Annotated in this window: 20 protein-coding genes; 14 read left to right on the forward strand and 6 right to left on the reverse strand. The window is 69.2% G+C overall.

The annotated features are described in order from the left end of the window. Nucleotides 1-16: 16 nt before the first annotated feature. Together QHF84_RS01120 and QHF84_RS01125 are read right to left on the reverse strand one after the other, a co-directional pair. Entirely contained in the window at nt 17-208 is a 192-nt protein-coding gene (locus QHF84_RS01120) for a hypothetical protein (RefSeq protein ID WP_281311250.1), read from the reverse strand. 44 nt (nt 209-252) lie between these two features. Then, nucleotides 253-2,058: a S53 family serine peptidase gene (locus tag QHF84_RS01125; RefSeq protein ID WP_281311251.1), complete on the reverse strand. Its 1,806-nt coding sequence runs from the start codon at nt 2,056-2,058 to the stop codon at nt 253-255. Nucleotides 2,059-2,155: 97 nt separating this feature from the next. Between QHF84_RS01125 and QHF84_RS01130 the strand changes: the two genes are divergently transcribed. From QHF84_RS01130 to QHF84_RS01165, 8 genes are all read left to right on the forward strand, one after another. Next, entirely contained in the window at nt 2,156-2,707 is a 552-nt protein-coding gene (locus QHF84_RS01130) for a YkgJ family cysteine cluster protein (protein WP_281311252.1), read from the forward strand. Nucleotides 2,708-2,757: 50 nt separating this feature from the next. After that, nucleotides 2,758-3,147, forward strand: coding sequence for a metalloregulator ArsR/SmtB family transcription factor (locus QHF84_RS01135; protein ID WP_281311253.1), 390 nt, complete (start codon nt 2,758-2,760; stop codon nt 3,145-3,147). Continuing rightward, entirely contained in the window at nt 3,144-3,788 is a 645-nt protein-coding gene (locus QHF84_RS01140; protein WP_281311254.1) for an SRPBCC family protein, read from the forward strand. The genes QHF84_RS01135 and QHF84_RS01140 overlap by 4 nt, the downstream gene beginning before the upstream one ends. A 240-nt stretch (nt 3,789-4,028) precedes the next feature. Further along, on the forward strand, nt 4,029-5,021 hold the full coding sequence (locus QHF84_RS01145) for a LysR family transcriptional regulator (RefSeq protein ID WP_281311255.1): 993 nt from the start codon (nt 4,029-4,031) through the stop codon (nt 5,019-5,021). Nucleotides 5,022-5,036: 15 nt separating this feature from the next. Further along, complete coding sequence (locus QHF84_RS01150; RefSeq protein ID WP_281311256.1) at nt 5,037-5,441, forward strand: hypothetical protein; 405 nt, start codon at nt 5,037-5,039, stop codon at nt 5,439-5,441. Nucleotides 5,442-5,540: 99 nt separating this feature from the next. Then, on the forward strand, nt 5,541-7,367 hold the full coding sequence (locus tag QHF84_RS01155; protein WP_281311257.1) for a sigma 54-interacting transcriptional regulator: 1,827 nt from the start codon (nt 5,541-5,543) through the stop codon (nt 7,365-7,367). Between the two features lie 230 nt (nt 7,368-7,597). Next, nucleotides 7,598-10,138 carry a C-type lectin domain-containing protein gene (locus QHF84_RS01160; protein ID WP_281311258.1) on the forward strand — a complete coding sequence of 847 codons (2,541 nt, stop codon included), beginning with the start codon at nt 7,598-7,600 and terminating at the stop codon, nt 10,136-10,138. Between the two features lie 215 nt (nt 10,139-10,353). Next, nucleotides 10,354-10,626, forward strand: a complete 273-nt coding sequence (locus tag QHF84_RS01165; RefSeq protein WP_281311259.1) for a hypothetical protein — start codon at nt 10,354-10,356, stop codon at nt 10,624-10,626. Nucleotides 10,627-10,631: 5 nt separating this feature from the next. Here QHF84_RS01165 and QHF84_RS01170 read toward each other — a convergent pair whose 3' ends face one another. Then, nucleotides 10,632-13,295, reverse strand: a complete 2,664-nt coding sequence (locus QHF84_RS01170) for a serine/threonine-protein kinase (protein WP_281311260.1) — start codon at nt 13,293-13,295, stop codon at nt 10,632-10,634. A 268-nt stretch (nt 13,296-13,563) separates the two neighbouring features. Here QHF84_RS01170 and QHF84_RS01175 point away from each other — a divergent pair, with 268 nt between their 5' ends. The 4 genes from QHF84_RS01175 to QHF84_RS01190 all read left to right on the forward strand — a co-directional run bounded on the left by QHF84_RS01175 (nt 13,564) and on the right by QHF84_RS01190 (nt 18,734). Beyond that, a complete protein-coding gene (locus tag QHF84_RS01175) occupies nt 13,564-14,049 on the forward strand; it encodes a hypothetical protein (RefSeq protein WP_281311261.1) in 486 nt (161 codons plus the stop codon). Nucleotides 14,050-14,455: 406 nt separating this feature from the next. After that, entirely contained in the window at nt 14,456-15,982 is a 1,527-nt protein-coding gene (locus tag QHF84_RS01180; RefSeq protein WP_281311262.1) for a GMC family oxidoreductase N-terminal domain-containing protein, read from the forward strand. A gap of 205 nt (nt 15,983-16,187) precedes the next feature. Next, entirely contained in the window at nt 16,188-17,120 is a 933-nt protein-coding gene (locus QHF84_RS01185; RefSeq protein ID WP_281311263.1) for an NmrA family NAD(P)-binding protein, read from the forward strand. Nucleotides 17,121-17,441: 321 nt separating this feature from the next. Continuing rightward, nucleotides 17,442-18,734, forward strand: coding sequence for an aminotransferase class I/II-fold pyridoxal phosphate-dependent enzyme (locus QHF84_RS01190; protein WP_281311264.1), 1,293 nt, complete (start codon nt 17,442-17,444; stop codon nt 18,732-18,734). On the opposite strand, the gene QHF84_RS01195 is transcribed toward QHF84_RS01190, so the two are convergent. Beyond that, nucleotides 18,721-19,725, reverse strand: coding sequence for an NAD-dependent epimerase/dehydratase family protein (locus QHF84_RS01195; protein ID WP_281311265.1), 1,005 nt, complete (start codon nt 19,723-19,725; stop codon nt 18,721-18,723). The genes QHF84_RS01190 and QHF84_RS01195 overlap by 14 nt on opposite strands. Nucleotides 19,726-19,779: 54 nt before the next feature. Further along, nucleotides 19,780-20,538 (reverse strand): hypothetical protein, encoded by a 759-nt coding sequence (locus tag QHF84_RS01200; RefSeq protein ID WP_281311266.1) that lies wholly within the window; start codon nt 20,536-20,538, stop codon nt 19,780-19,782. A 412-nt stretch (nt 20,539-20,950) separates the two neighbouring features. Between QHF84_RS01200 and QHF84_RS01205 the strand changes: the two genes are divergently transcribed. Continuing rightward, nucleotides 20,951-21,778 (forward strand): hypothetical protein, encoded by an 828-nt coding sequence (locus QHF84_RS01205; protein ID WP_281311267.1) that lies wholly within the window; start codon nt 20,951-20,953, stop codon nt 21,776-21,778. Here the strand turns inward: QHF84_RS01205 and QHF84_RS01210 are convergent. Then, nucleotides 21,775-22,797: a Glu/Leu/Phe/Val dehydrogenase dimerization domain-containing protein gene (locus QHF84_RS01210; RefSeq protein ID WP_281311268.1), complete on the reverse strand. Its 1,023-nt coding sequence runs from the start codon at nt 22,795-22,797 to the stop codon at nt 21,775-21,777. The two genes, QHF84_RS01205 and QHF84_RS01210, sit on opposite strands and share 4 nt — an antisense overlap. 114 nt (nt 22,798-22,911) lie before the next feature. Between QHF84_RS01210 and QHF84_RS01215 the strand changes: the two genes are divergently transcribed. Then, a complete protein-coding gene (locus QHF84_RS01215; RefSeq protein WP_281311269.1) occupies nt 22,912-23,559 on the forward strand; it encodes a DUF2267 domain-containing protein in 648 nt (215 codons plus the stop codon). Nucleotides 23,560-23,658 lie beyond the last annotated feature (99 nt).

Consider the following 23,658-nt stretch of genomic DNA (forward strand, 5'->3'; position numbering starts at 1 on the left):
CGCGCGGTCGCGTCGCTCAGAACCGGATCCCGTTCTCCGCCCGGTGCTTCCACCACTTCCAGCCGAGCACGGCCGCCGGGACCGCGGCGACGGTCGCGAGGACGGGCATGCCCGCCACGGCCAGAGCCACCGTGCCAGCCGTCACGACCCCCGCCTTGACGGCGTTCTTCTTGGACTCCTCGAGGACCTCTTTCCGGGACTTGCTCATGTCCGGATCATGACACGGGGCAGGCTGGATAGGTAGCCCCGCCGCTAGTGGCCCTTCCCCGCCCCCTCGTGAGGCTTACCCAGCGCGACGAGGTGCTCGACGAGGTTCGTCACGTGCGGCACGCCGAGGCCCGTCACCGGATCCCAGTCGGAGCACGCGCTGTAGCCGTCGACCCGCTGCACGACGGCCTTGCCCACGCTGTTCGCCACGCGCACGCAGACGTCGGTTTGTCCGATCGTGATGTCCCGGAACGCCGGGGGCTCGGCCTTGCGGAGCGAATACAGAGCGGGGTTCGCGAATCCGACCCGGCCCTTGCCCGCCCGGCGCCGGCCCTCGTTCGCGAGCGCGATGATCGCGGCCCAGATCGGCGCGGCCATGCTCGTGCCGCCCGCGTAATCGATCCAGTTGCGGCCGATCACCGCCTGATAACCGAGCGCCGAGAGCACCTCGCCGCGCTGCACCGAGGGGCCCGAGGCCATCAAGGCGACGTCCGGAAAACCGCGGCCATACGGGACGACCGCGGGGGTATTCGCGCCGCGCGCATACCATTTGCGCAGGCTGTCGCGCTGCCAGGCCGGAATGGGGACGTCCTCGCTGAAGCCGCCGCTCGAAGCGAGCTGCGTGAATTGCACCATCTTGGCGACGGCGACCGGCGGCGGTCCGCTCCAGGCGAGCTCGGTGAGCGGATCCAGGCAGGTGATCATCGTCCCGCCGACGCCGAGCACGCGCTCCTCGACCGCGGGAAAAACCCCGTGGGGCCAGGGCGCATCGCTCACGGCATACCCGTCGACCATGCGGCGCGGAATGCCGTCGAGCGCGCCCCAATCGCCCGCCGCGCTGACGACGGTGATGCCGAGCGCCGCCGCTTGATCGAGCAGGCCCGTCACGACGCTCGATCCGAAGATGCGATAATACCGCCGCTCGGGCGTGATCCAGCTCGTCGAGGCGACCGTGACGTCGCGCTCCTCGTCGCCGATGACCGCGAGCAGGAACATCGACCAGGGATCGGCCACGACCTCGGGGTCGACGAAATACACGACGAGGCGCGCCCCGGGCGCCATGGCGCCGGCCCAGGCGACGGTCATCGTGGCTTCGAGCCGATGAAGGGGATCGACGAGCCGGCCGCCGCGCGTGGGCCCGAGATCGATCATCTCCACGGCGGGCGGCGTGATGCCGTGGGAGCGCCAGAAAAGATGCAGGTCGCCGATGTCGATGGATCCGCCGAGCATGAGGAGCGCAATGGTCTCGCCCTCGCCCGTGAGGTGGTTCGGGAACGAATAAATGCGGCGGATGTCCGCGGGCGTGACGCCGGCGAGGCCGGGCGGGGGTTTTCCGGGTTCGCTGCGGACCGAAAAGGGAAATCCCTCGCGAAGCTCGAGCGGGACTTCCTCTTGCCTGGCGCGGGAGACCATGGAGCTGCGGGCCTCGGGGGCGTTGCGCAAGCCGTGGACGGCCTGGATGTAGCCGGCGAGATCGCGGGGGACGGCCGTGTCGACGCGCGGGGCGCGGTGCCCGGCGGGCTCGCGTAGCCAATCGGCGAGGTGGCGACCGAAGGCGCGGCGGATCGGCTCCTCGGGCGCGCGCACGACGATGAGCTGCCGGCCGACGGGCCCGGACCGGAGGGGTTCGAGGCCGGCACGCCGGAGCCACGTGTGCACGGCCTCGATCTGCACGTCGTGGAGCGCCACGAGGCCCGCGAGCTCGGCGCGCGAGAGGTGGCGGCCGTAACGCGAGCTCGCCGGGTCGGAGCACTCGCTCACGAAGTCCAAGAGCTCCGCGCGCGAGCGCTCGTGGAGGATCACCGTGATGTCGATCGGCTCGTTCGGGCCCGGCGGCGGCGTCATGGACATGCGGCGAGCCTACCCGAGCGGGCTCGTGTGAGGCAAACGGGGCTCGTGCGCCGAGGGACGGCTCGTGTTTGGCGCGGGCGGATGCTAGAGAGCCGGGATGTCCGAGGCCCGAACGCCCTCCCCCAGCGAGCGCTTGCACGAGCTCTTCCTCAAGCTCGACTCGTTTTTCGCGCGGGCGGTGAGCCGGAGCGGCGAGGCCATCACCTGCGCGGCGGGCTGCGACGACTGCTGCCGGCGGCGATTCTCGGTGACGACGATCGAGGCGGCGGCGGTGCAGGAAGCGCTCGATCGGCTGCCGGCCGAGGAGCGGCAGCGGGTCGCGGCGCGGGCGGCCGATGCCGCGGGGACGGCTTGTCCCGCCCTCGGCGAGGACGGCCGCTGCGCCGTGTACGAGGCGCGGCCCACGATCTGCCGGACGCACGGCTTGCCGATTCGTTTTACCGAGCGAAAGGGCGGGCGGTCGCTCCCGGTCGTCGATGCGTGCCCGAAAAACTTCGTCGGGCAGGATCTCGCGTCGCTCGATCCCTCGACCGTGCTCGATCAAGCGACGCTCTCCACGGTGCTCGCGGCGCTCGACGCGGCGTATGCGGACGCGGCCGGGCTGCCGCGCGGGCAGCGGATCGAGATGACGACGCTGTGCTCGTCCTGACAAGCACTTCAGTCTTGACTAATATAAGCAGACGATGATACTCATCCGTCGTGGAAGCGTTCGATGTCCTCGGGGATCCGGTCCGCCGCCGGATCCTCGAGCTGCTCGCCGACGGTGAGCAAAGCTCTGGGGCGATCACCGAGGTCATCCAGAGGGAGTTCGGGATTTCGCAGCCGGCGGTATCGTTGCACCTCAAAGTGCTGCGGGATAGCGGGTTTGCCACGGTCCGGGCGGAGGGGACTCGCCGCTTGTATGCCGTCGACGTCCGGCCTTTGCAGGAGGTCGACCTGTGGCTCGATCGCTTCCGCCGATTCTGGGAGCAGCGCCTCGACGCGCTGGCCACGGAGCTCGCGCGAGGCAAACGAGAACGTCGCTTGAAGGCCGAAGCGCGCGCGTCCACGAACGACGACACGACCACGAGGGAGAAGGACAAACCATGATCGACATCGTGAAAGAGCTCAACGCCGTCCACCGGGAGACCGGCCTCAAGACCATGCCCGGAGGAGAAGGCCGCACGGTGAAGCTACGACGGAGCTACGACGCGGCGATCGAGGACGTCTGGGAGGCGATCACGAACCCCGACCGCATCCGCCGCTGGTTTCTCCCGGTCGAGGGTGATCTGCGCCCCGGCGGGCATTACCAGCTCAAAGGCAATGCCGGCGGCAAGATTCTGCGCTGTGAGCCGCCCCGTGTGCTCGAAGTGACGTGGACGATGGGCCCGAAGGACGACGAGAACAGCAAGGTCGAGGTGCGGCTTTCGGTCGGCGAGGACGAGCAGACGATTCTCGATCTCGAGCACGCGGCCATCGTCCCCCCCGAGATGTGGTCCGACTACGGGCCCGGGGCCGTCGGCGTCGGCTGGGATCTCACGCTCCTCGGTTTGGCCTTGGACCTCCGCGGCATCTACATCGAAGACAAGGACGCCTGGGGACAAACCCCGGAGGCAAGGCAATTCATCATCGGGAGCAGCGTCGACTGGGGCGCCGCGAACCAAGCCGCCGGCGCATCCGCCGCCGACGCCCAGAAGTGCGTCGAGAACACGACCAAGTTTTACGCGCCAGACCCGCCCCCGGCGACCTGAACGCGGCGTCGGCGTAGCGCAGCCCACGCGAGAGCGCCTTGCTCCGAGGCCTCCATGTTTCTGCGCGACCGTCGGCGAGCCCGCCTCTTCAAGGGAGCGGGCGGCACGGGCGGATCGTCGGCGCTCAGGAGCCCGAGCATGTCGACGTCGCGGCGAGAACGGTCGCCCCTTATGGATGTACTTCCATAAGCGGTATGGGATTGGCTCCTCCGCGAGGATCGTGTAGCCCTGTTCGGGGCGATGAATCTTGCAGGCATCGACGTGAACCTCGTCGTCGCCCTGGACGCCCTTCTCCAGGAGCGCAGCGTCACGGAGGCCGCCAAGCGCATCGGGCTGAGCCAGCCGGCGATGAGCCACGCGCTCGCCCGGCTGCGCGAGACGCTCGGCGATCCGCTGCTCGTGCGCGTGGGGCGCGCCATGACGCTCACGCCCCGCGCCGAGGCCCTCGTGCCGCGCGCCCGCGCCGTCGTGGAGGAGCTCGAAGCGCTGCTCGCGCCCTTGCCCTCGTTCGATCCGATGACGAGCCGCCGCACCCTCAAGCTCGGCGCCACGGATTACGTGCAGCTCGTCCTTTTGCCCGCGCTCGAAGAGATCCTCTCCCGCGAGGCGCCGAACCTCACCCTGCACATCCTGCCCATCGGCGTTCCTCCGGCCGCCGAGTCGCTCTGCGAGGGCGAAATCGACGTGGCCGTGGGGCGCTTCGAGCACGAATCGATGCCGCTCGACGTGCGCCGCGTGCCCCTCTTTCAGGACACGTTCGTCGGCGTGGCGCGCGAAGGCCACCCGATTGCGCGCGGAAAGCTCGATCTCGCGACGTACGCAGAGCTCTCGCACGTGCTCGTGTCTCCACGCGGAAAACCGGGCGGGCTCGTGGACGGCGCCCTCGCGAAACAGGGGCTCGTGCGGCGCGTGGCCCTCACCGTCCCGCATTTTCTGGTCGTGCCCCACATCCTTTCGACCTCCAATCACGTGACGACGATGCTCGCCCACGTGGCCGCGACGTTCACCACGCTCCTGCCCCTCGCGACGTTCGAGCTGCCCCCCGAGCTCGATCTCGCGCCCGTCACGATGACGATGGTGTGGCACGAAAGGACGCACGAGGATCCCGGGGCGCGCTGGCTGCGCGACGCGCTCGTGCGGGCCGCGCGGCCGCTCGCCCATGCGCGAGGATCCCGGGGTGATGAAAAGGCCAAAAGCCGGAAAGCCCCGCTCGCCCCCGAGCGCGCCTCGTGACAGAGTAAAAACGTCATGAGCGACGCAAGCACGCAGGAGACGAAGGCGAACCTCCCCGCGATCCCCGAAGTCGAAGTGCCGCCCATGCCGGCCATTCCCGACGTCGAGGTGCCGAAGCTCGATCCGCCCGCCGGCGCAGGCGAAGGCCCGCGCGTCCCCGAGGCGCCGCACCTTCCCCCGCCGCCCGTCCTTCCGCCGTCGCCGCTCGCGCCGCGCCCCCTCGCCGCAGCACCCCCGCCGCCCGCCGCCGCCGCGCCGTACGTGCCGCCCATTCCCCCGGAAACCTATCCGGTGCCGGCCGCGCCCGAGGCCTACGCGACGCCCGAGCCGCCCGCGCCGTATCCCGTCCCCGAGCCGCCGGCCGCATACCCCGTGCCCGAGCCGCCCGCGCCGTATCCGGTCCCCGAGCCGCCCGCCTGATCGCAAGGAACCTCGCTGCGCCGAGCTCTCGTTGTGACACATACGAGATCATCGTTCAGTCGCGAAGAACGATGCTCTACGATGCACGCGAGGACCTTCATGCCCCACCTCGTCGTGCGCAAGCCGGGCCAGATGGCCTATTCCGTGCCGCTCCCGGACGTCCTGCGCATCGGACGGCACGAGCAGAACGAGCTCGTCCTCGATGACCACCAGGTCTCCCGCCAGCACGCGACGCTCACGCGCACCGAAAAAGGCTTCGAGGTGCGCGATCTCGGCTCGCGGCACGGCACGCGGGTGAACGGCGAGCCCGTCGCGGCGCACGCCCTCGCCGAGGGGGACCGGATCCAGATCGGCAACGTGCTGCTCGAGCTCCACGAGGAGGACGAACGGACGATCGTGCACCACCAGGTCACGGCCGCCGGGCCGCCGCCGCGCAAGGCCGAGGCCGATCGGCGCCTGTCGCTGCTCTTCGACGTGAGCCGCGCGATCGGGGCGATGGGCGACACCGAGGTGATGCTCGGCGAGATGCTCGAGGCGATCGTGGACGTGCTCGGCGGCGAACGCGCGCTCGTGGGGCTCGGCGACGCGACCCGCGGCATCGTGCGGCGCTTTTGCCGGGCGCGACGTGGCTCCTCGCCGGACGTGGTCCTCTCGCGCGCGGTGCTCGAAGCGACGCTCGGCCGGCGCGAGGCGGTGATCGTGCGCGACGCGCTGCGGGACGCGGGGCTCGAGACCATGCACCGCGAGCGAATCGTATCGGCGATGGCCGTGCCGCTCGGGCTCTCGGCGAGGCCGGTGGGGCTGCTCTACGTGGACGATCGGCAAGAGGCAGCGCGCTTCCGGCCGGACGATCTCGATTACCTCACGGCCCTCGGGCACCTCGTCAGCGCGGCGCTGGAGAGCGCGGAGCGTTATCAGCGGGCGGAGGCCATCGCGGAGGCGCTGACGGGCGGCGGCGTGACGGACGAGATCATCGGACGGAGCGCTGCCATGGCGCGGCTCCGGTCGCAAATCACGAAATATGCGGCCGCGGGGCACGCGAACGTGCTCGTGCGGGGCGAGAGCGGCTCGGGCAAGGAGCTCGTGGCGCGGGCCCTCCACGAGGCGAGCGCGCGCGCGGCGCGGCCGTTCGTCACCCTGAACTGCGCCGCGATCCCGGAGACGATGCTGGAGAGCGAGCTCTTCGGCTACGAGAAAGGCGCGTTCACGGGCGCGGTCGCGAAAAAACGCGGCAAGTTCGCGCTCGCGGACGGGGGGACCTTGTTCCTCGACGAGATCGGCGATCTGGCGCTGCCGGCGCAGGCCAAGCTCCTGCGCGCGCTGCAGGAGGGCGAGATCCAGCCGCTCGGCGCGGAGCGGACGCAGAAGGTCGACGTGCGCGTGGTGAGCGCGACGCACAAGGAGCTGATGAAGGAGATCGCGGAGAAGCGGTTCCGCGAGGATCTCTACTATCGGCTCGCGGTCGTGGAGATCGAGGTGCCGCCGCTGCGCGAGCGGGAGAGCGACGTCCTGCTCCTCGCCGCGGCGTTGATGCGCAGATCGGCGTCCGCCATGGGCAAACGAATCGAGGGTTTCACGGAGGCCGCGCAATCGGCGCTCCTCCGGCACGATTGGCCGGGCAACGTGCGCGAGCTCCGCAACGAGGTCGAGCGCGCCGTGATCAACGCGGACGGGCCGCTCGTGGACGCGCACGACCTCTCCCCACGGCTCGGCGCGGCGCGGCCCAAGCCGGGGCAGCCGCGCGGCAAGAGCCTGGCCGAGCAATTCGCCGAGCTCGAACCGACGGAAAAAATGCTCGTGGAAGAGGCGATGTCACGGGCGAAAGGCAACGTGAGCGAGGCGGCGCGGCTGCTCGGGATCACGCGCATCATGATGAAGCGGCGCGTGGATCGGCTGATGGGCGGCGCGGGCAAGGACGAGGACTGAGCGGATCGCGGGGGCCGGAGGACGGATGGATCAGGTGATCGATCGGTCGATCGACCGATCGACGATCCGATCGATCATCCGAAGGGCCAGGCGGGGCGACTCCCGAAAAAAACCCTCGATTTTGGCTCGATTCACTCCTGGCACGGTTCACGCAATCGCTCGCCGGCGAACGACGAGCCACCCCGCCCGATGACCGGCGCGGAGGCAGGGCTCCCCGGAGGTCTCTCGCCATGCTCTCGACGACGCGTCTCTACCGCTCCTCGCTCCGCTCGCTGCTCCTCGCCGCCCCGCTCGCGCTCGCGGCCGCGCCCCTCGCCGGCTGCGCCGCCTCGTCCGGCGCCGAGGACGAGAGCTTCACGGACGAGGATTCGCAGGCCCTCGCGACCGAGAGCTGCAATGGCATCGACGACGACGGCGACGATCGGATCGACGAGGACGGAGCCTGCGATTGCCAGACGTACGTGCACGGCGGCCACGAATACCGCGTATGCCAGGACCAGCTCGATCACGCGACCGCGCAGGCGATGTGCGAGGGTCGCGGCCATGGCCTCGCCCGTATCGAGGGCCTCGCCGAAAACGCGTTTCTGCAGCCGTTCGCCGTGGGCACGCAAGGGTTCTGGATCGATCTGAACGACCGCGTCACCGAGGGAAATTATCGCTGGTCGAACGGTTTTTCCCCCTCGTTCCTGAACTGGTCCGCGTACGAGCCCAACAATGCGGGCAACGAAGATTGCGGCATGATGTGGGACACGGGCAAGTGGAACGACCTCAATTGCGCCTGGACGAACAAGACGTTCTGCGAGCTCCAGGATCCCGTCGCCTGGGTCGAGCTCGTCAATGCGACGAACCCCTCGGGGACGCGCCTCGAAAGGGCAGCGGCGGGGGTGGGCGGCGCGCGTTCGTCGGGGAACATCGGCGCCGGGGATGGATTCGTGCAGTTCTCGCCGGGCGAGGTCACGTGGAAAAAGGCCGCGGGCCTCGGCGTGGGGAACACGAGCACGAACCGCAGCGACATCGAGTTCGGCATTTATTTCACGCATGACGCGAGCGGCGCGCCGCTCCTTCGTGTCCAGGAGGGCGCCTACGACAAAGGCAGCTTCGGGACGTACGCCTCGGACGACGTCTTCCGCGTGGAGGTCGTCTCCGGCAAGGTGCGTTATCTTCGCAATGGCCTTCCGTTCTACACGAGCGCCACGGCGCCCACGGCGGGCATGGTCCTCGACACGAGCCTCGAAGGGGCCGGCGCGATCCTCACCGACGCGCGCGTCCACGGCTGCGTGACGGACGAGCTCGGGTGCGTGAAGCCCGGGTTCTGGGACGACGTCGTGTATGCGATGGCGCGCGAGAACAACCTGCGTCGGGTCGGCAGCGCGGTCGCGGGCGCGGTCTCCCGAAAATCGATCCCGCTCGGCTCGAATGGATACGTGGAGTTCTCCACGGGCGAGATCAGCACAAAAAAGGCCGCCGGGCTCGGCGCCGGCAATACGAGCGCGAGCCGCAGCGACATCGAGTATGGCATTTACCTGACGCACGACGCGAGCGGAAACCCGCTGGTCCGCGTCCAGGAGGGCGCGTTCGACAAGGGCAGCTTCGGGACGTACACCGCGAACGACATGTTCCGTGTGGAGGTCCTGGACGGCAAGGTGCGTTATCTCCGCAATGGCGTGCCCTTCTACACGAGCCTCGCCGCGCCGAGCGCGGATCTCCGCCTCGACACGAGCCTCGAAGACGTCGGCGCCACGATCACGAACGCGGCGCTCGAGACGTGCAAGCCGAACGATGTGGCGTGTATCGATCCGGGCATGTGGGACGACGTGCGGTATGCCTTCGCCACGGAGGGCGAGCTCGAAAGCGTGTGGGGGACGAGCGCGATCGGTGGGGCGATCTCGCGCGCGTCGATCCCCTTCGGCGCGGAAGGGTACATGCAGTTCACCGTGATCGACACCGCCACGAAAAAAGCGGCCGGCCTCGGGGCCGGGAACAGCAGCGAGCATCGCAATGACATCGATTACGGCATTTACCTGACCCACGACGCGAGCGGCGCGCCGCTCCTCCGCGTGCAGGAAGGCGCCTACGACAAGGGCAGCTTCGGGACGTACGCCGCGGGCGACGTCTTCCGCGTCGAGGTCCAGGGCGGCGAGGTGCGTTATCTCCGCAATGGTGTGCCTTTCTACACGAGCCGCACCGCGCCGACCACGGATCTGCGCATCGACACCAGCCTGGAGACCCTCGGCGCCGTCTTCATGGACATGGACATCGTGACGTGCGCGGACGGCGATACGAAGTGCATCGATCCGGGCTTCTGGGACGACGTCCGTTACATCTTCGCCGACGGTAACGCGCTCGAAAGCGTGTCCGGGACGAGCAGCATCGGCGGCGCGGTGTCGCACCAGACGATCGCGGTCGGGCAGAATGGGTACGCCGAGTTCTCCGCGGCCGAGGTCGCCGCGAAGAAGGCCGCCGGCCTCGGAGCGGTGAACACGAGCGAGCACCGCAACGACATCGAGTACGGGATTTACTTCACCCACGACGCGAGCGGCGCGCCGCTCGTCCGGGTCCAGGAGGGCGCGTTCGACAAGGGCAGCTTCGGGACGTACACGGAAAACGACGTCTTCCGCGTCCAGGTCTCGGGGAGCACCGTGCGTTACCTCCGCAATGGGACCGTGTTCTACACGAGCCTGACGCCCCGGAGCGCGGCCCTCGCGCTCGATACGAGCCTGGAGAACGTCGGGGCCATCCTCGACGGAATGGCCGTCCTGATCACGCCGTGAAACGCGGGCCCTCGGGTGGATCGATCGAGTGATCGATCCACCTGCATCTTCCGATCGATCAACCGATCGATCGATCTTCCACCTCGCTCCTGCCCCTGCGCGAAACCACCAAGGATTTCCGCGATCAGGTGCCCTCCCCTCCCCTGGCACGCCGCCTGCTTTGACGTCTCCCCGAACGCGGCGCCCCGCATCGGCGCCCCAGAGAGGTCTTCCCCATGCTTCGCTCCACGTCGCTCCTCGGTCTCGTCCTCGTCTCGCTTTCGTCCGTCTTCACGACCGGCTGCATCGCCGAATCGAGCGAGCCTGCGTCTCTCATCTGGTACGACGACGAGTTCAACGCCTGCTATACCACGGGCAAGGATGGCAAGGCTGTCGAGGTGCCTTGCGACGGCGCCCTCGACGCGCCCTTCGAGACGCAGGAGGTCCCGCCGGATCTCGGCTGCACGACGCCCGACGATTGCGACAAATCGGGCAGCAGCGACGATTGACCCGCTCAGCGCGGCAGGAGCGACTCGATCCGCGAAACGCAGCGCTTCTCCCATTGCTCGGTCGCGCTGCACGCGGCGAGCGCCTCCCGCGCGAGCTTCGTTTTCCCCGCGGCGCGATACACGAGCCCTCGCCAGATCGCGTCCTCGCACGATCCCCGCGCCGACAGACGCCCGAGCCATTCGACCGCGGCCTCGGGATCGACCCAGAGATACGCGCCGACCATGGTCTTCGCGATCGACGGATCCGACGTGACCTTCGCGCGCATCTCCGCCTCGATCTCGGCGAGCCTCCGCCGGTGCTCCGGCAAGATGGCCTTGCCCCGGGCCTTTCCGACCCGCAAGAGCCCCCGAATGGCCGCGGCCTCGGCCCACGCGCTGCCGGCGAGCGCTTCGACGTCCGTGATCTCCCGCTCGAACGCCTGTGTCGCCTCGTCGAGCCGCCCGACGCGGAGGAGCACCACGCCGCGCCGGAAATACACGCCCATCTGCTCCGGCGGAATGCCCGCCCGCCGCGCGATCGACCGGGCGCCGAGCCGCCGCTCCTCCTCGTGAAACGCGATCAACGCCTCGGACTTCTTCTCGGCGACGAGCATGCGATCATTCGCCAGCGCCAGGCTGACCGAATACTTGAGCACCCGCCCCGAGAGGCTCCGATCGAGCTCGAGGACCCGTTCGAGCGAGAGCATGGCCTCCTCGTCGCGACACGCGCGATCCTGGAGGCGCGCGAGCGACAGGTACACGTCCGCGAGCGCCGGAGCGACCCCGAGCGCCGCGTCACACGCGGCCTTCGCCCGCTCGATCGAGGCATCCGTGGGTTTGTCGCCGCCCACTTCGAGCGCGACCTGCATGAGCCGGCAGCGCGTGACGAGCGCCGTCGGATCCTGCGGCCGAATCGCGAGCGCCTGCTCGATCCCCGCATTCGCGTCGGCCATTCTCGAAGCCGGCGTCCCCTCCCCCGCGCCCATCGAGCGCAGATGCGCGCGCTCGACGAGCGCCGGGACGAACGCCGGATCGGCGGCGATCGCTCGATCGAGGAGCCGGAGCCCCTCGGAAAAATGCTCTTTCCGGGGCCCGGGCCCCACCATCTTGTAATAATCGAGCAGGCTCTCCCTCGCGGCCTCGTTTTCCGTGCCGAGCGTGGCCCTGCGGCGCTTGACCCAGTGGCGCACGACGAGCCGCGCCTCGTCGAGGACACGTGCGCGCAGGATCTCCAGCGGCCGCGTGACGTCATTTGCGTCGGCGTCGACCTCGACGGGCTCGCCCGGCAATGCCTCTTTTTCGTCGCCCACCGGATCGAGCTGCGCCGAGAGCCGGAGCGTGCCGCCCACGCGCTGCACGCTGCCCCGCACCCAGAAGGCCACGCCCGCCGCGAGCGCCGCGTCTCGATCGGCCGGCGCGCTCTCGGAGAGCCGAACCTCCGGCATCGTGCGGAGCCCCGCCCGCACGACCTCGGGCGCGCTGAGGGACAAACCATTCCACGCCGCGTCGCCCGTGAGGTTTTCGAAAGGAAGAACGACGAGGGTCGCGCGCTCGTCCGCAGCCGAGGGCGACGCGGACGCGCTCGGCGAGGTTTGCGGTCCGAGGTCTTCGTCGCGGGAAAACGGCCTCCAATGGCGAAGATCGCCGCGCGGGAGCTGCGCCAGGAGAAAGAGGCTCAGGAGCAGCAGCGGCGGGACGAGGGAGAGCTTCCACCATTGAAATGGGGCGGGCGCGCGAGAAGGATCCGGCTCGGGTTCGGACAAACCGCGCAACGTGCTCCGGGCCTGCGTCGCGTCCCGCGCCCGCGCGAGCGCGGCCCCGAGCTCGCCTGCGGAGGCGAATCGACCGTCCGGATCCTTGGCGAGCGCCCGCGAAAGGAGCTCGCGAAGGGCCTGGAGAACGGGCTCGGCGAGGCCCGGCACCTCGAGCGTCGCTGGATCGCTGCGCAGGATCGCGGTCGAAATCGTCCCGGGCGAGCCCTGACCGAATGGAGATCGCCCCGTGAAGAGCTCGTATCCGAGGATGCCCAGGGCAAAGACGTCGCTGCGGATGTCGAGCTTTTCGCCCTTGAGTTGCTCGGGCGACATGTACGCGGGCGTGCCCGCCCCGCCCGCCGTCGTGGTCGCGACGCCAATCCCCGGCTCACGCGCGAGGCCGAAGTCGGCGACGAGGCAACGCCCATCCCGCCGAACGAGAACGTTTTCAGGCTTGAGATCCCGATGCACCACGCCGCGCTCGTGGGCCGCGGCGACGCCGTCGACGATCTGCTGGAACATGTCGAGCGCACGCGCGGGCGGTAGAGGCCCGGCAGCGAGCAGGTGCCGCAGCGTGCTGCCGGGGGCGAGCTCCATCGTGAGGAACGTGAGCGACTCGGACTCGCCGAGGTCGAAGACGCGGCAGACGTTCGGATGCGTGATCTTGCGGGCGATCTTGACCTCGTCGCGGAAACGCGCGAGCGCCGCGGGATCCCCGACGCGATCGGGCAAGATGACCTTGAGCGCGACATCCTCGTCGAGCGCTCGATCGTGCACGCGCCACACGGCGCCCATGCCGCCCGCGCCGAGGCGCGCCACGACCTCGTATCGCCCGGCCACGACCTGGCCCACGCGGAGCACGTCCCCAGACGCCGCGGAAATGACCTCCGGCGCTTCGGGCGCCGTGGGCAAACCGGAGAGCTCGGGCTTCACCATGGGACTTTCCTTCCGCTACCGCTATCACTACCGCGACCGCTCCCGCCACTGCTTCCGCTTCCGAAGGCGAAGGCGGACGTATGCGTCCACCACATGAATGGGAATCCAGTCGGATCCAGTGACGCCAGCGTGACGGCGGATGTGCCAGCTCTCGGGGTGACGAGGCAACGAGGGACGCGCTTCGCGTTCCGGGCGGCTGCGGAGCAAGCGGACGCGGTCAGCCGTAGGTGTTGACATCGTCCGAGACGGAAGCGACCATCACGCGCTCATGCAACCGCTGTCGCTGCTCTCCCACGACGACCTCTCCGTGCTGCGCGCGAGCGCGGGCAGAGGCGATGGCGCCGTGCAAGCCCACGAGATCGGGCGGCACTCGCTCATCTACGGCCGCGACGGCGTCTCCACCATGATCTACCGCGGCCGCGTCTCGTGCGACGAGATGCGCAAGATCCTCTCGACCGAGGATCTCTCGAACGTGCCCGACGTCGTGCTCCTGATCTGTGACATGCGCGCGTTCGAGGGGATGGACGGCGAGACGCGGCGGCTCGGCGCGACGAACCCCAAGCCTGCAAAGCGGTATTTCACCGCATACCTCGGCGCCGGCTTCAGCCTGCGGGTCTTCGTGAACATGTGGAATCGGGCAACGAACTTCATCCACGGCGAGAAGTACGTCGCCGCGTTTTTCGATGACGAGGCGTCCGCGCGGGCGTGGCTCCTGGCGCAAAGGGAAGCGTTCGAGCGCGAGGAGAAGCGCTGAACGACCGGTCCAGGTTCAGCGGAAGCGGCAGCGCGCCGCCCCGGCTCGCAGAATACGACCGCAACGCCGGGGCATCACCCGTGTCAATGGCCGCGCGCGCGACGGGGCGATCACGCTCCGATCAGCGCCCCACGAATATCCCGCCGACACATCCATTGTTGCCATTCCGGTATCATCGATTCGACAAATCATTTGCCCAGGACGCCTCGACCGCCCACAACGTTTGACGTCCACCCCATTTCCACACTGCGTCGCGCTGGAAGACCAGGGGATCTACGCCGATCGTCGCATGCCCTCGCGATGCGCGCGTGGTGCGGGTGAGGCGCCGGTGCTAGGGGCGACAACTTGGTTGGATGCTCAGCGCATGCGGCCGTTTTGAACGAACCGTCCCCACGCAGGAGCACACATGAGCCCATTTGAAACCAACTTCGATTATATCATTCTCGGCGCCGGCTCTGCCGGCTGTACCCTTGCCGCCATGCTCGCGGAGCATCTCCCCGACGACCGGATTCTCTTGCTGGAAGCCGGCGACGACATTCCTCCGGATCATGAGACCGTCTGGGATCCCGCCAAATGGTTGCTGATTTCGCGTGATCGAACGCTGGAGTGGGGCTACCGCTCGGTCGCCCAGCCGGAGCTCAATGATCGCGAGATCCAACTCGGCCGGGCCAAGGCGCTGGGCGGCTGCAGCGTACACAATGCCATGGTGTACGTGCGCGGTGGCGCGTACGGCTTCGACCGGTGGGCCCAAGAGGGTTGCGTGGGCTGGAAATACGATGAAATCCTACCCTATTTCAAGCGGGTGGAGGAGCGGATGCACGTCACCCAGGCGGAGGCGGATCCGTTCATCGAGGATCTGGTGGTCGCCTGCAATGACATGGGCATCCCCTACAACCCCAACTACAACGCCTCCCCTCACGCGTTCGGCGTCTCCCCATTTCAGTTCCTCATCAGCCAAGGGGGGCGGCGGGAGACAACGTTCAAAAGCTTCCTCGGCACCCGCAGGCATACCAACCTCCACATCACGAGCGGAGTCCGCTTCGATCGCATTCTCTTCGATCACGAGCGTCGCGCCGTAGCCGTGGAGGCCACCGACTTGCGCACCCAGCGCCAAGTGGAGATTCACGCGAGCCGAGAGATCCTGGTCGCAGCGGGTGCCATCGGCAGCCCGCATCTCCTGCTGCTCTCCGGGGTGGGCCCGGAGAGTCAGCTCCGGGACTTGGGTATCCCCGTGGTGTCAGCGCTCCCCGGCGTCGGCGAGAACTTCCAAGACGACCTCTTTGTCACGGCCATGTTCCTTGCCAGCAAGCCCATGCCAAAACAGCCCTATGGCCTCATGGGTGCGGTGATCTTCACCTCCACGGATCCCTCCACCCTCCCCTACCTCACCGACGTGGAGTGCTCCCTGGCCAGCGGCACCATGGAGGGGTTGGAGTTGCCTCCAGACAAACGGCAGAGCTACTTCATCTACCCGAACCTCCAGCTCCTCAGGAGCCGTGGCACGATCAAGCTCGCGAGCATCCATCCTGCCGAGCACCCCATGATCGATCCTCGCTATCTCGAGGCCCCCGAAGACATCCAGCGCTGCATCTTCTGCATCAAGCTCGCCCGCGACATTGGCCACAACCAAGGCCTGGCCAACTGGTTCGCCGGGGAGATCCTACCCGGGCCAGAGGTGCAAACGGATGCCGAGATCGAAGCCTACATTCGCCGGACAGCCGACACCTGCTACCACTATGCGGGCACCTGCAAAATGGGCGTGGATGACATGGCCGTGGTGACGCCCCACCTCGAGGTCAGAGGCACCCAGCGCCTGCGTGTCGTCGACGCCTCCATCATCCCCACCACGGTCTCCGGAAACACGGCCGCGGCCACCATGATGATAGCGGTCAAGGGCGCTGAACTCGTGCTCGCGAGCCGTCGGAGCGCCTGAGCCCGGTAGGGGCCGGCAGAGGAAAGGTTGGTGACGTCGAGGTCGCGTACGACTGCTCTTGATCATATGATGGTCATCATATATGATGACCATCATACATGTTGCACCCCGCATCCGAGGCTAGCGTCGCCGCACGGTATGGATCGGCGGCAAGGCCCCTCATTGCCAGCCGTTCGAACGGCTTCCCACGACAAGGAGCAGCACCATGACGAGCAAGACGACTTCTCCAGGGATCCTGGTCACCGGCGCCACCGGGCGACACGGCGGTACCGGCGCCCATGTGGTGCGTGCCCTTCGCGCCGCTGGGCGACCGGTCCGCATCCTCGCACGACGAAAGAGCCCGCGGACCGAAGCGCTGGAGGCGCTTGGCGCCGAGATCGCGCTCGGCGACTTGCACGACCGCGCGAGCCTCGTGCGGGCCTTGGAGGGCATCGGCACCGCGACCTTCACCTATCCAATCGGCGCCGGCGTGGTGGAGGCCGCGGCAACCTTCGCGGCCGCAGCCCATACGCACGAGGCCCCATTGCGTGTCGTCGTCAACTCGATGGGCCCGGCCCACCCGGAGAGCCCGAGCCATCTTGGCCGCGCGCAATGGCTCGCGGAGGAGGTGCTCGGCTGGGCGGGTCTCGATCTTTGCGTGCTGCGCATCACGGCACTGTTTTTCGAGAACATCCCCACGCTGCATGGCAGCACCATTCGCCGCGAGGGCGTGATCCGCAACTGCTTCGGTTCCGTCGACGCGCCGTGGATCAGCGGGCTGGACGCCGCCCATCTCGTCGTCGCGGCCGTGCTCCATCCCGATCGGTTCGCGGGCAGCAAGGTCCACCATCCGCCCGGCGCCGAGCACCTGAGCCACGCGGCAATCGCGGAGATCCTCACCCGAGAGCTTTCGCGGCCGGTCCGATTCGAGCCGATCTCGCAGGACGCGTGGATACGCGAGCTTTCCGACCTCGCGGCGCGCGACCCCGATGGCCCCGTCAACCCGGATATGGCGCGGCATATCGCGGCTGTCGGCGCCGCCATCGCCACGCGAGGGCCGACCCGGCGCCCCGACGCCGCGGCCCTGAGGGGGCTCACGGGGAGCGAGCCACTATCGTTCGAGGCGTTCGTACGGCAGGGCCGCGATCTCTTTGCTTGAGCACCAAGGACAGGTCGCGAAATGCCGGATTCGCGGAGACCTCCAGCGGCGCCAGATTGCCTGGCTCGTGCACCGCGCGCAGCCGCCCGGAGCGCGAAGCGCGAGGACGACCACGATGAGGCATGGCCTTGAAGAGCGCGAACACGACGGTGCGATCGCCGTCCCCGAGCGAGATTTCCTGATTACCGCTCCCGCTTCCTCTTCCGCTCGCGCTCCCGCTCTCGCTTCCGCTCCCCTGCCCCGGACGGATTACCGCCGAAAAATGTGCGCGCATTCCGCCATTCCCCACCCTGGGATCCGAGGGTATGCTCCGCGTCCCCCATGGTTACGGCCCTCGAATTTCCCACGCTCGAGGTCGGTGATGCCGGCCTCTCGGCGCTCGCGCGCGGCGTCATCGGCTCCGAGATCTTGAAGATTGCCAGCGAGATCCGGGCGATGAAGGCCAAGGGCGCCCAGATCTGCAACCTCACGGTCGGCGACTTCGATCCGGCCTACTTCCCCATCCCCGCCGAGCTCTGCGAGGGCACGCGCGCCGCGCTCGCCGAGGGCCACACGAACTACCCGCCCTCCGACGGCGTGCTCGTCCTGCGCGAGGCGCTCGTGCGCTTCTACGAGCGCGAGCTCGGCCTCAAGTACCCGCTCGAGTCCGTGCTCGTCGCCGGCGGCGCCCGCCCGCTGCTCTACGGCGCCTACCGCACGCTCATCGATCCCGGCGACGTCGCCGTCTACCCCGTGCCGTCCTGGAACAACAACCACTACGCCTACCTCTCCGGCGCGAGGGCCGTGGAGATCCCCGTCTCGGCCGCGTCGAACTTCTTCCCGACCGCCGACGATTTCCGGCCGCACATCGGCGCGGCGCGGCTGCTCCTCATCAACTCGCCGCTGAACCCGACCGGCACCGTCATCGCCAGGGACGAGCTCCAGCGCATCGCCGAGCTCGTGCTCGAAGAGAACCGAAGGAGGCAGGCGGAGAACCTGCGCCCGGTGTTCCTCGTGTACGACCAGGTCTACTGGATGCTCACGCACGGCGACGCGCGCCACGAGACGCCCGTCTCGCTCGTGCCCGAGATCGCGCCGTACACCATCATGCTCGACGCGCTGTCGAAGTCGTTCTGCGCGACGGGCATGCGCGTCGGCTGGGGGTTCATGCCGCCCGCGGTGCGGCGGCGCATGGCCGACATCCTCGGGCACGTGGGCGCCTGGGCGCCGAAGGCCGAGCAGGTGGCGACAGCCGCGCTGCTCGACACGCCCGACGCGATGCACACGTTCCTCTCGGGCGCGAAGGCGAAGGTGAAGGAGCGGCTCGACGCGCTCTTCGCCGGGTTCTCCGCGATGAAACGCGAGGGTTTGCCCGTGGACGCGATCGCGCCGCAAGGGGCGATCTACCTGTCGGCGCGGTTCGACTGGATGGGCAAGACGATCCGGGGCCGTACGATCCAGACGAACGACGAGATCCGCAAGGTGCTGCTGGAAGAAGCGGGCCTCGCGGTCGTGCCCTTCCAGGCGTTCGGGCTGCGCGAGGAGAACGGCTGGTTCCGGCTGAGCGTGGGCGCGGTGTCGATGGACGACATCCAGGCGGCGTTCCCGCGCCTCCGTTCGCTCATGTCGACCTGAGTTTTCCCGTCTCGCGGAGCCACACCTCGCTCCGCCGCATGCCCTCGCCGAGCGGCACGCGCACCTGCCAGCCGAGCAGACGCTCGGCCTTCGTCGTCGGATACTCGAGCTTGCGCACGTACCGTTCGAGCCGCTCCGCCGTGAGCGGGATCCCGAGCTTGAAGAGCTCGTTCGCGCGGGCGATGAGGTACGCGATGGGCATGGGCACGCGGCGCGGGCGCTTGCCGCTCATCGCGCCGTAGAAGCCGAAGAAGCGCTCCCACGTGACGGCGGCGTCGCTCGCGTTGAACGCCTCGCCCCGGGCCTCGGGCCGCGTCGCGGCGAGGCGAACCATGTCGACGACGTCGTCCACGTAGACGGGATACGCATGGCCCTGGCCGTCCCCGAAGATCACGGGCACGCCCTTCTGCACGAGCCGGAGCATGCCCACCGTCCACCCGCCCGATCGCGGCCCGTACACCATCGCCGGCCGCACGATCGAGATCACGAGGTTCCCCTTCGCAGCCTCCTCGCGCGCCGCCTCCTCGCCGAGCGCCTTCGTCCGGCCGTAGAGATCCGCCTGCGCGACGTCGATCGGAACCGACTCGTCCACGTGGTCCGTCGACGGGAGCCCGTAGGCCGAGATGGTGCTCACGAGGACGAACCGCTCGCACCCCGCGCGCGCCGCAGCCGCGACGAGCGCGCGCGTCGCGTCCACGTTGACCGCATACGCGTCCGCCTCGCCGCCCTTGCCGCGCTCGAGCCACGCGGCGAGGTGGAAGACGACACGTTTGCCCTCGCAGAGCCGCTCCATCGCGCCGGTGTCGCGCACGTCGGCCCGGTGGATCGTCACGCCCGCATCACGCAGCCGCGCCTCGTCCGAAAAGGACCGTCCGGCGCCGACCACGCTCGCCTTGTCCTCGGTCGCGAGGCGCTCGGCGAGGCGCCCTCCGATGAACCCGCTCGCGCCGGTCACGAGGACCTTTGCATCCGTCAACGACACATCACTCATCGGGACGCGAGTCTACTTCCCCGCGCCCCGCCTGGGGAGCGCTGCTCGCTCGCTTCAGGGCACCACGCCGCTCGTCACCTCGAGCGCGACCTCCGGCGAGACTTTCACGGTGGCCTCGCAGCTCTCCGTGCCGTTGCAGGACGCGGCGGCCACGTGGACCTCGGCGTCCACGCGCAGCGTCGCAGGGCCCGGCGGCGAGCCCTGCGGGATCCGCACGACGATCTCCCGGTCCACGACGCTCACCTGCGGCGGCGCCGGCAGCTCGAGCGTCGCGTCGTCGTACGTGAACACGACGTCGATGTCGTCCTCGGCGAACTCGTCGCCGGGCGCAGACCACGCGAGCGCGAGGTCGACGCCGGGCTCGATCTTGTCCTGCGGGTGGCTCGGGGCGATCGTGCGCTCGGCGAGCAGGTCCTCGAAGTCGAGCGCGATGCGGGCCGACTCGTCCGAGACCTCGAAGTGTGTCTTCTCTTTGCCGAGGTTCTCCTCGGCGAGCGCCTTGCGGAAGGTGGGCGCGCCGCAGACCCAGCCGTCTTGCGTGGGCGTCTCGCCGCCGCGGATGAAGAGATCCATCTTCCGATCGTCCACCTTGGCCTTGACGTCGTCCGTGATCGCCTCGCACGTCCCCTCCTTGGCCACGAGCACGAGCGAGACGCGCGGCGATTCGCCGAGCTCCACCTCGACCCGCGCGATGGCAGGGTCGAGGTCGGCGAGGGTGGTCTCGGGCTCGAGCAGATCGAAGAGGCCACAGCCAGAAGATCCGAGGGCGAGCGTCGCGAGAAACGGCAAGGTGAGGATTCGAGGGAGGATCACGCGGGCGGGCATGTTCGGCGCCAAGGGCAAACGGCGTACCCGGCGCGGACAAACGCCCACGACGCGATTTCGCTGCGAAATGACGCGGCGCGCGCAAATGGTTTTTCGCGGCTCGTGACGGGAGCAGGTCTGGATTCGGTCGAGAAGCTGGCCAAACGGGGCGGTCGCGAGCACGCGAGGGCGGATTCGGAGCGACCTCGACATGGAGGCGAGGTGCGTCGGACGGTACGCACGCGTGCGGCACGTGCTCCGCATGCGGCAATGGATCCGCAGGGGGGTGCGCGGCCCATGCGCAGGTCCCCATGGGCGGACGACCGCCGTTCCCAGAAAATTTCGAGCTTTGCAGATTCCTCGCGGGCCGTCCCCAGGCCCGCGTTGACCAACGCGCTCCCCCTCGCCTAACCTTCCCCCGATGGTCCCGGATCCGCGGCTGGGCCCTTTGCACGACGCACGCCCCCGGCTCGTCGCGTTCGGAAACGTCGCGGTCGGCTTCATCGCCATCGGCAACGTCGCCGTCGGCGTCGTGGCCATCGGCGCGAGCGTGGCCGTCGGCCCCATCGCGATCGGCATCAACGCCGTGGGCATCCTGCTCGGGCTCGGGATGAACGCCGCCGGCACGGCCGCAATCGCGCTGATCAACGGGCTCGGGCTCTACACGTTCGCCGGCGTGAACGGACTCGGCGCACGCGCATTCGCCTACGTGAACGTGGGGCAGAGCGTGGTCGTCGCGCTGGCCTGGTTCGGCATCCAGCTCGTCGCCGCGCGCATGGTGAAACAACGGATGCCCGCCGCGAGCGCGGAGGCGCTGCCGCAAACAGTGCCGCTCGCAGAGCTCACGTCAGGCGCGCGCGACGAGGGGCTCATCCGGGCACGGCTCGTCGCGATCACGGAAGAGGGCGTGATCATCGAGGAGGACGCGCCGGGAAACACGCACACGCCGCTCGCCCTCGCAGGCCCAGCGCGCACGTCGCTGGAAGCAGCCGAGCGCGTGCCCAACTCACCCGCGATGCTCGTGACGGTGCGCGCCCTGCGCGAAGCCGAACAGCAAGCGGTGGAGGCAAACTACCGAAGCGCGCCGCAGGTAACGCGCGTGCTCTGGGCCGAGCATTTCGAGGCGATCCCGGCGCCGCCGCCCTTCTGGGCGCGGCCGGGCGTGGTGCACCGGCTGTCGCGCACGAGCATGTTCGTCGCGGCCGCGATCGCGCTGAGCGAGCTCGTGCTTCAGGTCTTTCTGCGCTAGCGCCGCGCCGCCGCGATCCGCGCGAGCGCCCGCACCTCGGCCACGTCCATCGGCGTACGCCCGGTCGCCCTTGCCTCGTCGAGCACGAGCCGCGCCGTCTCGCCGAGCCGATCGATGAGCGGCGTGCGGTCCGGCAGGCCCATCACGGAGAGGCCGATCCCATCGATCACCGCGCCCGCCGAGGCGATCGGATCCGGCACGTGGAGGACGCCGCGCGAAGCGAGAAGGCCCGCGATCTCGGGCGAAGCGAGCGAGTTGTTCGCCGCGCCGCACACGGCCCACGCGCGCATTGCGTGGGCGACCTCGGCCGTGACGACGCCGCCGACGGCGCACGGCGCGACGATGTCGACGTCCTCGACGAGGACACGATCCGCCGGCGTGACCCGCGCGCCGTGGATCTTCCGAGCGACCTCCTCGGCGCGGCGCGTGTCCACGTCCGCGAGTACGATCCGAAGCCCCGCCTCGGCCAGCACCTCGGCCGCGCTCGCGCCGATCGCGCCCGCGCCTTGCACCGCCACCGAGAGCCCTTCGAGCGGTACGCCGCGCACCGCTGCGCAGGCCTCGATGCATCGGAGAAGCCCACGCGCGACGGCCGCCGCGAGGCCACGTTCGTCCGTGTGCACGTACTGCGTGTGCTCGGCCATCACTGCGAGATCTGCGGCCGTCGTCCCGAGATCGCCGGCCGTGCGGAACACGCCGCCGAGCTCCTCGACGACCTGCCCGAGCCGCGCGAACGCGGCCTTCCGATCGAGCCCGTCTGCCAGGAGCACGACGGCCTTCCCGCCGCCCGCGTCGAGCCCGGCGAGGGAGCACTTCCGCGTCATGGCTCGCGCGAGCGCCAGCACGTCGGCGAGCGCCGCGTCTGCCGACGGGTACCGCATCGTGCGCACGCCGCCCACGGCGGGCCCGAGCGTCGTGTCGTCGAGGGCCACGATCGCGCGCAGGCCGGAGCGCGGATCCGCCACGAAGATGCACCGCGGGCCGCCCGCCGCGGCCACCTTGGGGAAGAGTTCCTCCATAGATTGCAAAGACGCACCGATGGCCCCGCGACGCAAGCGTGCGCTTCGCCTGCCCGTGCTGCGCGCGACGTGGCGCGGGCCTCGCATGCCCCTCGGCGCGCGGGAGGTGCGGGCATGGACGAGTCATCCTTCCTGGACGAGGTTGCGTGGCGTGGTGGGCTCGGAGAAACGTCGCTCGCGCGGACGCTGACCGAGGCCGTCTTCCGCTCGTTTGCCGAGACGCTCGTGCCCGACGAGGCCCGCGCCCTCGCGCATGCGCTCCCGGCGCCGCTCGCGACCTTCATCCTCGACGGTCCGCACCTCGGCGACCTCTCCGAGGACGCGCTCTACCGCCGCGTCGCCGACCGCGAGGGCACGCTCATCGGCTTTGCCATCGAGCACACGCGGCTCGTCCTCGGCGTCCTCGGGGATCACTTGCCCGAGACCACGCGCGTCCGCTTGCGCCGCCATCTCGAGCCCGATCTCGGCGAGCTCCTTGCGCCGCACGAGCCTGTCCCGCCGCCTCCGGTCCACCTCCGCCGGCCGCACGAGCCCGAGCTTGGCAAGGGAAACACCCTCGCCACGGGCCGCCCCGGCAGCCGCAAGCCGCTCAGCGAGGCCCGGCCCGAGCGTGCTCATGCGGACTCGGTCGTCCGCGCCGAGAACCCCCACGAGGAGACAAAACTCTCGTCGAGCCGCGGACTCACGCAGGAGCGCGAGCACGAAACCCTCGCCGAGGGCGAACCCGGGCCGCTGCGGCCCGTGAGCGAGAAAGGCCGCTAGAAGCGCGGCTTTCGTGGTTCGTTGGAATCCGGCACGAAGCTACGATCCCGATACGAAATCGTGTACCTTCCGACCGAGCCGCCCTCGGCAATGGCCAGG

Source organism: Polyangium sp. y55x31 (assembly GCF_029946505.1).
GTDB lineage: Bacteria > Myxococcota_A > Polyangia > Polyangiales > Polyangiaceae > Polyangium.

What these genes read in the sequence shown, in the direction of transcription:
- QHF84_RS01120 (WP_281311250.1), bottom strand. Translation starts at nt 208, where the DNA reads ATGAGCAAGTCCCGGAAAGAGGTCCTCGAGGAGTCCAAGAAGAACGCC.
- QHF84_RS01125 (WP_281311251.1), bottom strand. Translation starts at nt 2,058, where the DNA reads ATGTCCATGACGCCGCCGCCGGGCCCGAACGAGCCGATCGACATCACG.
- QHF84_RS01130 (WP_281311252.1), top strand. Translation starts at nt 2,156, where the DNA reads ATGTCCGAGGCCCGAACGCCCTCCCCCAGCGAGCGCTTGCACGAGCTC.
- QHF84_RS01140 (WP_281311254.1), top strand. Translation starts at nt 3,144, where the DNA reads ATGATCGACATCGTGAAAGAGCTCAACGCCGTCCACCGGGAGACCGGC.
- QHF84_RS01145 (WP_281311255.1), top strand. Translation starts at nt 4,029, where the DNA reads ATGAATCTTGCAGGCATCGACGTGAACCTCGTCGTCGCCCTGGACGCC.
- QHF84_RS01150 (WP_281311256.1), top strand. Translation starts at nt 5,037, where the DNA reads ATGAGCGACGCAAGCACGCAGGAGACGAAGGCGAACCTCCCCGCGATC.
- QHF84_RS01155 (WP_281311257.1), top strand. Translation starts at nt 5,541, where the DNA reads ATGCCCCACCTCGTCGTGCGCAAGCCGGGCCAGATGGCCTATTCCGTG.
- QHF84_RS01160 (WP_281311258.1), top strand. Translation starts at nt 7,598, where the DNA reads ATGCTCTCGACGACGCGTCTCTACCGCTCCTCGCTCCGCTCGCTGCTC.
- QHF84_RS01165 (WP_281311259.1), top strand. Translation starts at nt 10,354, where the DNA reads ATGCTTCGCTCCACGTCGCTCCTCGGTCTCGTCCTCGTCTCGCTTTCG.
- QHF84_RS01170 (WP_281311260.1), bottom strand. Translation starts at nt 13,295, where the DNA reads ATGGTGAAGCCCGAGCTCTCCGGTTTGCCCACGGCGCCCGAAGCGCCG.
- QHF84_RS01175 (WP_281311261.1), top strand. Translation starts at nt 13,564, where the DNA reads ATGCAACCGCTGTCGCTGCTCTCCCACGACGACCTCTCCGTGCTGCGC.
- QHF84_RS01180 (WP_281311262.1), top strand. Translation starts at nt 14,456, where the DNA reads ATGAGCCCATTTGAAACCAACTTCGATTATATCATTCTCGGCGCCGGC.
- QHF84_RS01185 (WP_281311263.1), top strand. Translation starts at nt 16,188, where the DNA reads ATGACGAGCAAGACGACTTCTCCAGGGATCCTGGTCACCGGCGCCACC.
- QHF84_RS01190 (WP_281311264.1), top strand. Translation starts at nt 17,442, where the DNA reads ATGGTTACGGCCCTCGAATTTCCCACGCTCGAGGTCGGTGATGCCGGC.
- QHF84_RS01195 (WP_281311265.1), bottom strand. Translation starts at nt 19,725, where the DNA reads ATGAGTGATGTGTCGTTGACGGATGCAAAGGTCCTCGTGACCGGCGCG.
- QHF84_RS01205 (WP_281311267.1), top strand. Translation starts at nt 20,951, where the DNA reads ATGGTCCCGGATCCGCGGCTGGGCCCTTTGCACGACGCACGCCCCCGG.
- QHF84_RS01210 (WP_281311268.1), bottom strand. Translation starts at nt 22,797, where the DNA reads ATGGAGGAACTCTTCCCCAAGGTGGCCGCGGCGGGCGGCCCGCGGTGC.
- QHF84_RS01215 (WP_281311269.1), top strand. Translation starts at nt 22,912, where the DNA reads ATGGACGAGTCATCCTTCCTGGACGAGGTTGCGTGGCGTGGTGGGCTC.